The organism is Hahella sp. NS-SX17, assembly GCF_057367735.1.
Genome location: NZ_CM170632.1, coordinates 683,671 through 697,272 on the forward strand (window position 1 = coordinate 683,671; position 13,602 = coordinate 697,272).

Here is a 13,602-nt window from a genome sequence, read left to right on the forward strand (position 1 = left end):
AGCATTCCGGCGCAGGTTACGAACGCATGGATGGCGCGTTCAGCGACTGTTGCGACGCAAGCACCTGTTCTACGGCTTCGGCCCAGCCTTCGGGACCGAACTTTTTGGTCAGGATGCGCTCCTTGCGCTCCAGGGAGGGCGGCAGATGCGAGGGGGAACGCACTACCACCGCAATATCCGCGGCGTTGAGCATGGCGATGTCATTATGGCTGTCGCCCAGGGCCAGGCTGACCGGCGTTTCGCCGCAACGTTCGGCGTAAAGCTCCGTCAGCCATTGCATGGCGGTGGCTTTGTTGAATTGCCCCATCACATGCAAAAAGCGACCGCCGCGTAAAATTTGCAAACCGGTGTCATTAAGTTCGGCGGTGAATTGTTTTAACGCCGTTGGGCTGTCTTCCCACACCAGCGGCTCTGTGAATTCACGTTGCTTGGCGAGGGCCGCATCGACTTTGGATAAACCGGTGAGCGACGCCACCGTTTCGGCGTCCATTTCGGAAAAGCTTTTGAATCCATAGGAGCCTTTAAACTCCTGCAATACGTCCAGAATATGCTGACGGCTGGGTCCGAAGCTCTTGGCGTAAAACTCTTCACTGACATGCGCGCCGCTAAAGGGTTCCTGGAACTGGGATTTCGGCAGATACACGGCAGCGCCGTTTTCCACGATGAACGGGTCCTGGTGATGCAGTCTTTGGCGTAACGCGCGCAGTTCGGCGTAAGTTTTACTGGTGTTCCAGACGCAGGGAATACGCCATTGCTTTAACTTGGCCAACGTGGGTAATGCTGAATCCGCAGCGTAGGTGTGGTGATCGAGCAAAGTGCCGTCCAGGTCGGTGTAAATGATTAGCTGGCTCATATCGTTCCCACTGGGACTATCGTCCGGTTGATGTCGTTGTGATGGTGTTTCTGCAAATCCGATACCAGCTTCCCTGCGGCATGTCTGTTTCTCCCTTTCGCTCCCTGTTCGATCTAGTCATGCATGGATTGGTGACGCAGAGACGCCCGGTTAGTGTGTTGGATGCGCCCTAAAAGCGGGCGCCAAAGGGGCGTAAGCGTCATCATGCTTTATTTTGGTGCATGTGACGCAAGAAAATCTGTTCTTTTTCTCTTTGACGCTTCCGGGCGGGACGGCGCAACAGGATAACGGCCCCCGGCGTAGCACTGCCGCTGAGAGGAATACACACAATCGACTACAAATCTCTGCATGTCATCCATATATAAATTAAGCTATAAGAAACGGATTAATAAATCAGCCATACGGAAAAGGCGCCTGCGGCGCGCGCGACGAAAAGCTTATATAAATCGTTAATGGTAAACGCATAGCTGAATCTCACGAAACATCCCGCCGGCAAGCGCCTGGGGCGCACAAACCGAAACAGCGCCGATGGAAACGGCGAAAATCTCCATCAGCGTTTAACTGAATCGGGTACGCATGAAACACGAAATAAAGACGATTGAACTTCCCTGCGGCAAGCTTGAGGTGGGGATGTTCGTCAGCCAGTTGGATCGTCCCTGGCTGGATACGCCGTTTCCGTTACAGGGCTTTTTACTGCGCACCCGACGTGATATCGAATTACTGCAACAGTTTTGCGATTACGTTTATATCGATACCGTTAAAGGACGCAAACCCAAGGGCGGCGTCTCGCCTTTGGCGGTAAACATCAAAGACTCCCTGCAGCGTCGCCGCAAATTGTTGCCTGGCGTCAAGTTGCACAACTATGTGGACGTCGCGCCATTGGAAGAAGAGATGCCGGTGGCCAAAGCGCTGTACAAAGATTTCAGCGCCAACGTCGCCTATCTGATGGATGAAATGAGCCGGGGCGTCTCCTTCCAGCTCAAAAAATTTCAGGCCCTGGTGGCGCCCATGGTAGAGAGTGTTATCCGCAACCCGGACGCCTGCGCCTTGATGGCCCGCATGAAGAATCAGGACTCCTACGCTTACAAACACTCCATGAGCGTTTCTGTCTGGTGCGTCATCATGGGGCGCCAGTTGGGGCTGTCGCAGAAAGATCTGGAGGAACTGGCGGTCGGCGGGCTGTTATTGGATGTCGGCAAGCTGCAACTGCCGGCGGAATTGTTGATGCAGGCGCGCCGGCTTGAAGATCATGAGTTCGAACTCATGAAAAGCCATGTGGCGCGGGGCTTGGAGACAGTGCAGAACATCGAGGGCGTCAGCCGTACGATATTGGCTATGGTGGAGAACCACCATGAACGCCACAACGGTTCCGGTTATCCACGGGGTATGGCGGCGAATGCGATTCCCATCTACGCCCGCATTGCGTCTCTGGCGGATTGTTATGACGCCATCACCAGCCAGCGCCCTTACGCTCATCCTCTGCCGCCCTCTGAAGCCGTCCGCAAGTTGTATGAGTGGCGCGATGTGGAGTTCCAGGCGGAGCTGGTGGAGGAATTCATTCAGGCGGTGGGCATTTATCCCGCTGGCACGCTGGTCGAGTTGACGGATGGGCAAGTGGGAATCGTTATCGGAGAATATCGATCCAGGCGATTGCGGCCCCGTTTGCTGATGTTGCTGGATAGCGAGAAAAACCTGTACGACGTCCCCAAAGAGCTTGATTTGCTGGATTGTCTGGAAACCAGCGTAGGTCAGCCGCTGCATATCGAACGCAGCCTGGAGCCGGGCTCTTATGACATTGATCCTGAAACGCTCTATATCTAGATGGAGTCATCATGAGCGACGCCCTCGACACGACGACGCCGCAGCGCAGTGAATTTCTGCAGGAACTGCGGCGCGCTGCGACAGTGTTGCCGGAGGGACGTGCGCTGGGCGTCATCGTCTTCGACCTGCGGCGTTTGCTGAGGACCAACGAAGTATACGGCGACGCGGTCGGCGATCACTTGTTTCAGGCCGTCGGCGAGCGTTTGCATAAACTCAGAGAAGGAAAAGGTCCCGTCTTTTGCGTGGGCGACGGACGCTTCGCCATCACGGTGCAGGCGGTCAGCGCGGCGATATTGCAGTTGGCGGCGCAGCAAATGCTGAAGGTGCTGGAACAGCCCTTGGATATCGATAGTCACCGCCTCAGCGTGCATCTCACCTGTGGCGGCGCCAGTTACCCTGCTCATACCTCCAGACCTGAGACTTTGCTGACCTGCGCGGAGCAGGCTCTGTCCGGGGCCAAGTATCTGCGCGTGCGTTATATGGACTACAGCGACATGCCGGAAAGTCGTCGTTTGGGGGACTGGAACATTGAAAGAGAAGTCATTCAGGCGATTGAGCAGAACTCGCTGGAATTGTATTTCCAGCCTAAGATCCATATCCCTTCGCAAACCGTTGCCGGCGCGGAAGCGTTGCTGCGCTGGCGCAGTCCGACGCGGGGGTATGTGTCGCCGGAGCTGTTCATTCCCTATATCGAGAACGCCGGACTGACTTATGAGTTGCAGAAGTGGGTGCTCAACACCGCCTTGCGCCTGGGACGCGACTGGCTGGAGCGTTATCCTGACTTCGCCCTGGCGGTGAATATATCACCGGAATTTGTCTCCAATCCTGAATTGAGCAATCTGGTGCTCGGCGCGCTGGGTATTTGGGACACTAAGCCGGAAAACCTGGTGCTGGAATTAACGGAAACCGTGTTATTGTGGGAACGCAGTCGCAGCATCGACAATCTGGAGGCGCTGCGGGTGACCGGCGTATCAGTGGCGATCGACGACTTTGGGACCGGCTATTCTTCCCTTGAATATTTCAAGGACCTGCCTGCCAATCAATTGAAAATCGACAAGGCGTTCATCTTTCGTATGCTGGATCATCCCGCGGATGGCGACATGGTCGGCCTGATGATCCGGCTGGCGCATATCTTCGGCATGCAGGTAGTGGCCGAAGGCGTAGAAGACGCCGCTTCGTTGCATCGTCTGGCGGCCATGGGCTGTGAACAGGCGCAGGGGTTTTACTTTTGCAAACCTATTCCTCGCGACGCCTTCACTGAATGGATGCATGCGTTTGATTCGGCGCAGTATTTCCGGGATGGCGTCTGACTATCTTCAGTCCGACGCGTTTACCTGAATCAGGCGCTCATCATCGTCAACGCAGTGTCCAGCATACGATGAGAAAATCCCCATTCGTTGTCGTACCAGGCCAGCACCTTGACCATACCTTCGTGAGATTGGGTGTGATTGGCGTCGAAGATGGCGGAGGCGGTTGAATGAGTGAAGTCGATGGAGACCAGCGGCTGATCGTTGTACTCCAGAATCGGCGTTTCCCGGCTGGCCGCCAGCATCATGGCGTTAATCTCTTCGGCGCTGACATGGCGCGCCACTTTCAGAGACAAGTCCAGCAGCGAGACATTGGCCGTGGGGACCCGCACCGCCATACCAGTCAAACGCCCTTCCAGTCCCGGCAGGACCTTGCCGATGGCGCGTGCGGCGCCTGTGCGCGTGGGGATCATGGATAAGCCGGCGGCTCTGGCGCGGAACAGGTCCTTCTTGTGCGCCAGGTCCAGCAGATGCTGGTCGTTGGTATAGCTGTGAATGGTGGTCAGCACGCCTTGTTCGATGCCCAGATTTTCATGCAGCACCATCGCCACCGGCGCCAGACAGTTGGTGGTGCAAGAGGCGTTGGAGACAATCGCGTGGCGGGCTTCAAGGACATGCTCATTAACGCCGTATACTACGGTGGCGTCGGCGTCTTCAGAGGGCGCGGAAATCAGCACCTTTGACGCGCCGGCCATGATATGGGCTTCGGCCTGCTCCCGTTTGGTGAACCTGCCGGTGCATTCCAGCACCAGATCCACACTCGCCACCGCCCAGGGCAACTCCAGAGGATCGGCGTGCTGCAGCATGGCGATGTCGTCGCCGGCGACGCGCAACAGTTCGCCGCTTAGCCGGACTTCCTGATTGAACTTGCCGTGGATGGAGTCGTAGCGCAACAGATGCGCGCAGGTCTCCCGATCCGCCAGGTCGTTGATCGCCACCACTTGAATCATGTCCCGATAACCGGATTCATAGATGGCGCGCAATACATTACGTCCAATGCGACCGAAACCATTGATGCCGACCCGTATCATAGGTAACCCCTTTGCGTGGCTTTTTCGGGCGACCGCCTCTCGCGTCGTTCGTTAACGGCGTGACTGAGTTAAGTCTTTGATCCGTTGATGAATTGGCGCCAGGGGCAAGTTACCAAGTTTATTTGCATAAACTTAAGTATAGAGCCTGCGCGAAATTTCGTTATTCCGCGCCATTAGAGAAACATGGCTGGCGGTGGGTGTTTGGCGCGCAAACGCGCGTGGGCCTCTTGCAGACGGTCCAGATGCGTTTCCCTCAATTCTGGCTGTTGCTGCTGCTCCGACTGGCTGGCCAGCACCAGCAGGTGCTCTTTGATTTCCTCCGCGGCGGCTTTAGTTTCGGGGTGCATCTTGTGTCGCAGCGGCGCGGGCGCCCGCTGTAAACGTATTTGGCGTGCGCCATTGGGAGCAGGGGCGGCTTTGTGGGCGTCCAGCTCATATAAATGCACCACATTCAACGCGCAATCGGGCACGGCGATGATGTCGCCGGCTCCGTGCAACAGGAACGGCATCCAAAGCTGCCCTGTACCCGGCTCAGCGCCCAGGCCCGCATAGCTGCAGATAAACTGGCCGCTCGGGTTAAACACCTTAAGCGCACGATTGACCAGATCGTTCACCACCAGATGGCCGTTGACGTAATGCACGCCGGTGGGCAACAGGAAGTGGTCGCCTGTATCGCCGTATCCCGCCTGGCCAAAAGCGTCGACGTAGGTTCCGTCCGCCTCGAAAATCTGTATGCGGTTGTTGAACTGATCGCTGACGTAGACGCGTCCGTTTTCATCCAGGGTGACGTCGCTGGGGGAGTGGAACTCTCCCGGACCAGCGCCGAAGCGGCCGAAAGTCCGTACATGGCCGATAATGCCGTGGCTGTCGATGCGCCAATGGGAAATTCGGTGATTGCCGGAGTCCGCGATATAAATGTCCCCCCTGGGCGATACCGCCATGCCCATTGGCTTGGATAACTCCCAGGGATCGTCGCCGGGACCGCCGAAAAAAGTATAGAGCGTCAGGTCATTGATGAAGGGGTTATATTGCAGGACGGAGATGATGCCGCTCAGGTAGTTGCCAAGCAGCAGCAGAGGGGCGTCGGCGTCGATCTGCCCGGGCAGAGGGTGCGGCGGCTGATAGATGTCCACGCCCAGCATGCCGGCGAACATGGTGTAACTGATTTGCTCGGGGATCTCCACTTGGTCATTGAGATCGGAATGCAGCACCGTGCGCGGCACCGCATTCATCATCCATACCCCCACATCCGGGTCCTCGCGCACATTGAGCGCGGAACGCCACCACAACTGACAGGCGTCCCAATAGTGAAACCACCACTGCGCAGACATCTGCGCCGGCCAGAATGGGGAGGCCGGGTCTACTTGCGGCGGGCCCACCCGGGGTTTATCCACCATCGCCACAGAGGTCACGTAATAGAATTGCCCCGGATTACTGCGCGGGTTGCCGGCCTGTGCGATGAAAGTAGGCGTATCCAGACCGGGAATCAGATCCTTGGGATCGAGAAGATATACGGTCGCGAGAATGGGATCGGACACCAGCAGCCGATTGGTTTTGCCCGGAACGGCGGTGACCTGGATTGGCGCGAAAAAGCCGTGCATGGAATCCAGTGGCTGACCTTCGCGGTCAAAGACGCCAATCTGGTATTCGCCGCTGCCAGGTATATACAGGCGGTCGTGCGCCACCGTGACGTCCCGGGCGACGCCAAGTCCGGTCAGTTCGCTACGGCCTCCGGCGGCGAACGGAACGCCTTTACCCTGTAGATCGCAACGCAGCACGTTGGCGTGACCGGTGTTGGCGATATACAGGCGGCCTTCTTCATCAGCGCTAAGGCCTTGCGGCCAGAGCAGCGTGAGTGTCTCACCGCCGCTGTCTATATGCTGGATGTCATGACTAAATTCACCGGTATCGGTGAAAATAGCGATGCGGCTGTCGCCTTCGCTATTGGCGTAGAACTCATCGGCTACACAGAGATGGCCATCTATGAATGTCAGTCCATTCGGCCCCACCAAGGGTTCTTTCTGCTTATCCCCGAACACGTTGACTACCTCCAGCTGCAGATCTTTACGATAGGCGACGACCTGGATGCGGCGATTGGCCAAGTCCGACACGTACATGAGCGCTTTTGTGGGATGCGGACAAAGGCGGAAGGGCATGTTGAAACAGCCAGGCGCTTTACCCGGTCCGCCGAACACCGCCAGCACTTCGCTGAGATAAGGGTTCATGATCACCAGCCGGTTGTTGCCGGTGTCAGCTATCCAGACACGTCGGTAACGGTCCACGGCCAGGCCGACCGGCGAATTGAATGTAAACTCCGGATGTGTGGCGAGAACAAAAGGCGTGGCGGCGGATGGGGCGGTCTCAGTATGACCAAGCGAAGATCGATAACTCAGCAGCATGACGGGGCTCCCTTTCTAGCTGAGCGATACAGACAGTTCCTGACCAGGTTGCGTTACTTCTGAGTCAATGACATTACGGGGGCGGCAGAAACCATTTTTCCTCTGCGACCAGTTCATGCAGCGCGTCTTCCAGATCGTTGAGCAGTTTGGCGGCGTTTTCTCGCTTCTTGCTCACAACGAAACGCGCGTCCAGAGAGGACAGGCGTCTGCGGTGCAGGTCCTGAACAGGCTGTTTCTTCAGCTCCAGCCGCATAGGTCCATCATAGTTTAGTAGATAATCACAGCGTTTCACTTTGAGCATGCCGATGGCCTGGGCATGGTTGAAAGCAGAACAGTCGCGGATGCGGTTGACCGGGTCCCGAAGAAATCTGATGGCCCCGCCGTAACTGAATCCGTGTAAGAGAACCACGCTTTCGCCCACCAGATCCTCTATACGGCTGATGGTTTTTTTGTCGCCCTGCCAGTAAGCGTTAAGTTCAATCCGGGCTACAATGGAGTCGCCTACCAAGGTGGCCCCGGTGAATTCCGGCAGGGTGGCGAGGCCGATCCAGAGATCAATTTTGCCGTCCGCCAGCTCAATGGCCATGCGCCGGGTTGGGCGGGAGACTGCGCGCCAGGAATACTGTTTTTTCTCCATCAACATGCGTGCGAGGTCAATCAGGTAGCCTTCCGGCTGGCCTTCATCATTGGTAAAGAAGACAGGGGGGAACTCAATGTAGCCGATGACGACTTCTTTGTTCTCTGCGAGCAGATCATGAATATCGAAGTTGGCGGAGGCGGACGGTGAGCCCCATGCGAAGGCTCCACAGAGCAATAAGGTAAATAGACGGTGAAAGGTGTTCAAGGTGACTCACATTGAATGCATAAGCGTTCAGCCGGCGCTCGGCTTTTATTCCTTCAAAACACAGGGGGATATCCTGTAGCGAAAATCCTGTTCGCAGTCGTCAATGCGAGAATGTCTCAGCCGGACGGAATTCTGGTTCCGGCGGCTGAAGCGGGCGAGAGGTCCTTCTGACGGTCTGCCTGAACAATGCTATAAAGCATAGCATTGTTGCGGGCAAACAATAGCGGCGTATTAGCCTTCGGATTTCTCAGATTTGACTGACAGCAATTCAACTTCGAACAACAAGGTTTCGTTCGGGCCGATGCGGCCATTTCCGCCTGGGCCGTAAGCCAGTTTGGCGGGGATGAACAGCTGCCATTTGGCGCCGGGCTTCATCAACTGCAGCGCTTCGGTCCAGCCGGGAATAACGCCGTTTACCGGGAAGGAAACAGGCTCGCCGCGCTGTACGGAGCTATCGAATACCTCGCCATTGATCAGGCTGCCGGTGTAATGCACCTCAACAGTGTCTTTCGCTTTCGGGCTGTCGCCTTCGCCGGCTTTTAATACTTTGTACTGCAGTCCGCTGTCGGTGGTGACTATGCCGTCTTTCTTCGCGTTGTCCGCCAGGAATGTATCGCCTTTCTTGGCGTTTTCATCAGCCAGCTTCTCGAACTCCTCCATTTGCTTTTTCTGCATAGCCTGCTGGTATTGCTGGACCTGCGCAGAGATCTCTTCGTCGGTCATCATGGAAGGCTTGCCGGCGTAAGCATCAGCGACGCCTTTGGTGAAGCTTTCAATGTCCAACTCGGGCATGGAGTCCGCCAGACGACGACCAAACATCTGGCCGAAGCTGTAGCCGGTTTTTTGCGCGTCGTTAGTGAGCTTTTCCGTTTCTGCATGAACCGCGACAGGCAAAGATAACGCCACAGCGCATAGCAGACCGCTCATGCTGGCTAACGCTTTTTTCATAATTATTCCTCAAAAAAATTAGATGGATTGGCAGTAGAAAGCGCTTTAAGGTACAGCTTTTTGGCGGCCTGCGCTAGGGGGCTGCGGTCCCCCGGATTAGGCTGGTTTCCGGGTCTGGTTCACAATTCTAACCGCCGTTGACCTGTTGCAGCTGCTTGTTGCGTTCGTTCATGAGGTCGCGCACCGCCTTGGCTTCATCCATGAGGTTCAGCGCGCGTTCGAAACTGAGGGTGTCTTTGTTTTCCGCATCCTCCAGAGTCTTGCGTGTCTCGGGAGGCAGTCCGTCGCGAGGAGATCCAGTGGCGACTTGGCGCTCTTCCTTCTTTTCCGTGGGAACGGACTGAATAATATTGGTTTTGTTGCTGACGCTAATTACGTCCACATTGACGCCTTCGGGGGGCGGGGAGTCGCTGTACTGCAGCACGCCATCAGCGTCGCGCCATTTATAAACCTGGCGCACCACTTCCTGCTCCGGCAGCTTTTTGTCCATGGTCATCAGCGTTGGCGTCTCGGTTCCTTCCGGTAAGGGCAGTCGCCACATGGGCGAACCTGTCTTATCTTTAATAAAAAAAGGCAGGGCGAGGGCGACCCCAAGCGAGGCCAATGTCAGAAATCGAAAAATCCACTTCAAAGGTTTACATCTCCATGACCAGACTGACGGCCACTAAATTCAATTGCGCCTGATCCATTTCCTGCGCGCCGTTGAGACGGGAGAAATAATCAAGCAGATTGCTGCGGCAAAGAGCGACGGCCTCCATCGCCTCCTGCGGAGATGATAAGTCCTGTTTCTCCGTACCTGTTAGTAAAGCATAGATAAGCGATATTTCGTAGCGCTCCGCCTGTAATTCCAGCTGAAGAATGCGCTTTCTGAGTGCGTTTTGGCGGTCGTCTTGTTTGTCCAGCGAATTGCGCGCAGCGCGCAGGGGGAGAACAAAGTCAACGCGCCAGGAATGAATGGCGCTGAAGTCGCTGTCAGGCTCGAAACGGCGCTGTTGCTGCGCCAGCCAGCCGCAGGCGAGCAGCATATTAACATCGGCGCCAAACCTGTCTTGCCACTGCAGACAGGTATTTCTGATCTGAGGATTTTCATAACGCGCTAATGCGTAACGCCAGAGTGGGTTGTCCAGAGTGGTTGGGATGGTTCCGCCCGGGTTTCCGGAAACGTCTGGCTTTGGCGTGTCAGAGGCGTTGGCGCTCATAGAAAACTCTTTAAAGAATCGCAGGCAAGCGTGCTAAAATCCGCCGCCATGTTAAGTCTAAATCAGTTATCGATCCAACGTTCCGGCCAGTATCTGCTGGAAAACGCTACCGTCACTGTTACGGCGCGCAGCCGCGTCGCTATCGTCGGCCCTAACGGTTGCGGTAAATCCACTTTGTTCAGCCTTATTTTAGGAGAGATCGGCTCCGACTCGGGGGATATCGCCTTCCCGGGGGGAACTCGCATTTCGCACATGGCGCAGGAGACGCCGGCGCTGGACTGTTCTGCACTGGATTTTGTCCTCGACGGCGACAAGCGGCTGCGGCGTCTGCAAGCCGAGCTGGCGTTGGCGGAGCAGGCGGATGATGGCGTGGCCACCGCGCGCTTGCACCACGAGCTGGACCTGATAGACGGTTACGGCGCTGAAGTGCGCGCGCGCCAGTTATTAGAAGGTCTGGGCTTTCCCACACATTGGCATACGCGAAGCGTGGGCGAGTTTTCCGGTGGCTGGCGCATACGCCTCAACCTTGCGCAAGCGCTGATGTGCCCATCCGAATTGCTCCTGTTGGACGAGCCTACCAACCACTTGGATTTGGATGCGCTGGTCTGGCTTGAGAACTGGCTGTTGCGTTATCAGGGGACGCTGCTGTTCATCTCGCATGATCGTGATTTTATTGATCACTTGGCGACTCATGTGCTGCATTATGATCAGCGTTCGCTGTTTCTGTACGCTGGCGGCTACAGTCAGTTTGAAGAAGCGCGGGCGATGCGTCTGGCGCAACAGCAGGCGCTTTATGTGAAGCAACAGACGCGCATTGCTGAAATCCAGTCTTTTGTGCGACGTTTTGGAGCCAAAGCCACCAAAGCCAAGCAGGCGCAGAGCCGTCTGAAAGAACTGGAGCGTATGGAGTTGATAGCGGCGGCTCACGTAGATTCCCCGTTCAGCTTCTCTCTGCCATGCAGCGACAAGATTTCCAGTCCTTTGCTGGTGATTGATGACGCCGGGCTGGGGTATGACGCGAAGCCGGTTTTACAGCAGGTAAACCTGACGCTGCTGCCCGGCGCCCGTCTGGGCGTGCTCGGCGCCAACGGTGAAGGTAAATCCACCCTGATCAAAACGCTGGCGGGTCAGTTGCCGTTGATTTCCGGCCGTAGAACAGGCGGTGAACATTTAAGGGTCGGGTACTTCGCGCAACACCAATTGGAAGCGCTGGACCCGGGTGCGACGCCGATGCAGCATCTGCAAAAGGCCAAACCACAGGCGTCGGAGCAGGAAATTCGCAACTTCCTCGGCGGATTTGGCTTCCCGGGCGAGCAGGCGTCAGGTGATATCAAGAATTTCTCCGGCGGTGAGCGGGCGCGTTTGGCGCTGGCCTTGATCGCCTGGAATAAGCCCAATCTGTTATTGCTGGATGAGCCCACCAATCACCTTGATCTAGACATGCGTCATGCTTTGAACATGGCGCTGCAAGAGTATCCGGGCGCGGTCATTGTTGTTTCCCACGATCGTCATTTATTGAGGGCGATGGCGGACCAGTTCGTCTGGGTTCATGGCGGCCGTATGGAACCTTATGAGGGGTCCCTGGAAGATTATGAAAAGGCCTTGCTAAGTCGTTTGCGGGCGAGCCAGTCCGATGCCTCAAAAAATGACGTTTCCCTGGAAACTGACCCACAGGAAAGCGCGGAAGACCGCAAGCGTCGTAAACGTGAAGAAGCGGAAAAAAGACAGCGATTGAGTCCGCTGCGGAAAAAAATAGCTACACTGGAAGCTGAGATAGAAAAGTTGCAGGGCAAACTGCAGGAAATCGAAGCGCAATTAGGAGAAGGAGACCTTTACGAAGATAAAAATAAGGAACAACTGAAGGCGCTTCTGGAATCCCAGCGGGTGAGCCGCCAAAGTCTCTCCGAGGCGGAAGAGGCCTGGCTGGAGTTGAATGAGGAGTTGGAAGGACTGCTCTGATTGGCCTGTCTCTCTATGCGTATATATGCCTATAGACCGCTTCGCCGCTACGGAGTTTAGTTAGAGTCCTTGCAACCACGATAATCACAATATATTCGCAAGGAGTATTCCCATGAAACTGTGGAAACGCACTCTTACCGGGCTGGCAGTCGGCCTGTGTCTCTCCTCCGCTCTTCAAGCTGCTGAAACCATTAAAATCGCTATTGCAGGACCGCAATCCGGGTCTGTCGCGCAATATGGCGAAATGCAGTTTAACGGCGTACACGCAGCCATTGATCTGATCAACAAAGCTGGCGGCGTCAAAGGTAAAATGCTGGAAGCAGTTGAGTACGACGACGCTTGCGAGCCCAAGCAGGCAGTGGCGGTCGCCAACAAAGTCGTTAACGACGGCGTGCAGTATGTGGTCGGACATCTGTGTTCCGGCTCCACCCAGCCCGCTACTGACGTATACGAAGATGAAGGCATACTGGCGGTGACATGCTCCACCAACCCTTCCATTACTGAGCGCGGTTTCCGTTATATCTTTCGCACTATCGGTCTGGACTCCGCACAAGGGCCCACCGCTGGCAAATACATCGCAGAACAGCTCAAGCCCAAGCGCGTAGCCGTCATACATGATAAGCAACAATATGGCGAGGGCATCGCCAGCTCTGTAAAAAGCACGCTGGAAAGTATGGGCGTCAACGTGGTGGCGTTTGAAGGCGTGACTGCCGGCGACAAAGATTTCTCTTCACTGATCGCTAAACTGAAAAAAGAGAATGTGGATCTGGTGTACTACGGCGGTTATCACCCAGAGCTGGGTTTAATCTTGAGACAGAGCAGCGACGCAGGTTTCAAGCCGCAGTTCATGGGGCCTGAAGCGGTAGGCAACAAAGAAATTTCCTCTATCGCCGGCCCGGCTTCCGAGGGACTTATTGTGACCCTGCCCGCCAGATATGACCTGAACGCCGATAACGCGGATGTAGTGGCGTTGATGAAATCCAAAGGACAGGACCCCACAGGTCCGTTCGTTTGGACCAGCGTCGCAGCCGTACAGTCATTGGTGGCGGCCATGAACAAAGTGGGTGAGGGCGATACTGAGAAAGTCGCTGATTATCTGCGTGAAAACACCATCAACACAGCGATGGGTCCGTTGACCTGGGATGATAAAGGCGATCTTGAAGGCTTCGAGTTCGGTTTGTTCACCTGGCATCAGGACGGTACTTCCACACCACTGTAACAGGGTGTACGAGAGGAGCGGA

11 protein-coding genes are annotated in these 13,602 nt (G+C 55.9%); 4 read left to right on the forward strand and 7 right to left on the reverse strand.

Features of this window, described 5'->3' with window-relative positions; genetic code table 11:
* Positions 1–16 precede the first annotated feature (16 nt).
* Positions 17–853: an HAD-IIB family hydrolase gene (locus AC2IBB_RS03110; RefSeq protein WP_486331452.1), complete on the reverse strand. Its 837-nt coding sequence runs from the start codon at positions 851–853 to the stop codon at positions 17–19.
* Between the two features lie 576 nt (positions 854–1,429).
* On the opposite strand from AC2IBB_RS03110, the gene AC2IBB_RS03115 reads away from it, so the two are divergent.
* Both AC2IBB_RS03115 and AC2IBB_RS03120 read left to right on the forward strand, forming a co-directional pair.
* Positions 1,430–2,674 carry an HD-GYP domain-containing protein gene (locus AC2IBB_RS03115; protein WP_486331453.1) on the forward strand — a complete coding sequence of 415 codons (1,245 nt, stop codon included), beginning with the start codon at positions 1,430–1,432 and terminating at the stop codon, positions 2,672–2,674.
* 11 nt (positions 2,675–2,685) lie between these two features.
* Positions 2,686–3,984, forward strand: a complete 1,299-nt coding sequence (locus tag AC2IBB_RS03120; RefSeq protein ID WP_486331454.1) for a putative bifunctional diguanylate cyclase/phosphodiesterase — start codon at positions 2,686–2,688, stop codon at positions 3,982–3,984.
* 29 nt (positions 3,985–4,013) lie between these two features.
* On the opposite strand, the gene gap is transcribed toward AC2IBB_RS03120, so the two are convergent.
* The 6 genes from gap to AC2IBB_RS03150 all read right to left on the reverse strand — a co-directional run bounded on the left by gap (position 4,014) and on the right by AC2IBB_RS03150 (position 10,402).
* On the reverse strand, positions 4,014–5,012 hold the full coding sequence (gap, locus tag AC2IBB_RS03125; RefSeq protein ID WP_486331455.1) for a type I glyceraldehyde-3-phosphate dehydrogenase: 999 nt from the start codon (positions 5,010–5,012) through the stop codon (positions 4,014–4,016).
* Positions 5,013–5,185: 173 nt separating this feature from the next.
* Complete coding sequence (locus tag AC2IBB_RS03130) at positions 5,186–7,411, reverse strand: NHL repeat-containing protein (protein WP_486331456.1); 2,226 nt, start codon at positions 7,409–7,411, stop codon at positions 5,186–5,188.
* A 73-nt stretch (positions 7,412–7,484) separates the two neighbouring features.
* Positions 7,485–8,255, reverse strand: coding sequence for a substrate-binding periplasmic protein (locus AC2IBB_RS03135; protein ID WP_486331457.1), 771 nt, complete (start codon positions 8,253–8,255; stop codon positions 7,485–7,487).
* A 231-nt stretch (positions 8,256–8,486) separates the two neighbouring features.
* Complete coding sequence (gene bamJ / locus AC2IBB_RS03140) at positions 8,487–9,203, reverse strand: BamJ family beta-barrel-assembly machinery protein (protein WP_486331458.1); 717 nt, start codon at positions 9,201–9,203, stop codon at positions 8,487–8,489.
* Between the two features lie 127 nt (positions 9,204–9,330).
* The gene (locus tag AC2IBB_RS03145) at positions 9,331–9,834 is read right to left on the reverse strand and encodes a DUF4124 domain-containing protein (protein WP_486331459.1); all 504 of its coding nucleotides are present in this window, start codon (positions 9,832–9,834) and stop codon (positions 9,331–9,333) included.
* 4 nt (positions 9,835–9,838) lie between these two features.
* Complete coding sequence (locus tag AC2IBB_RS03150; protein WP_486331460.1) at positions 9,839–10,402, reverse strand: TIGR02444 family protein; 564 nt, start codon at positions 10,400–10,402, stop codon at positions 9,839–9,841.
* Positions 10,403–10,450: 48 nt separating this feature from the next.
* Between AC2IBB_RS03150 and AC2IBB_RS03155 the strand changes: the two genes are divergently transcribed.
* Together AC2IBB_RS03155 and AC2IBB_RS03160 are read left to right on the forward strand one after the other, a co-directional pair.
* On the forward strand, positions 10,451–12,361 hold the full coding sequence (locus AC2IBB_RS03155) for an ABC-F family ATP-binding cassette domain-containing protein (protein ID WP_486331461.1): 1,911 nt from the start codon (positions 10,451–10,453) through the stop codon (positions 12,359–12,361).
* Between the two features lie 112 nt (positions 12,362–12,473).
* The gene (locus tag AC2IBB_RS03160; protein WP_486331462.1) at positions 12,474–13,580 is read left to right on the forward strand and encodes a branched-chain amino acid ABC transporter substrate-binding protein; all 1,107 of its coding nucleotides are present in this window, start codon (positions 12,474–12,476) and stop codon (positions 13,578–13,580) included.
* Positions 13,581–13,602 lie beyond the last annotated feature (22 nt).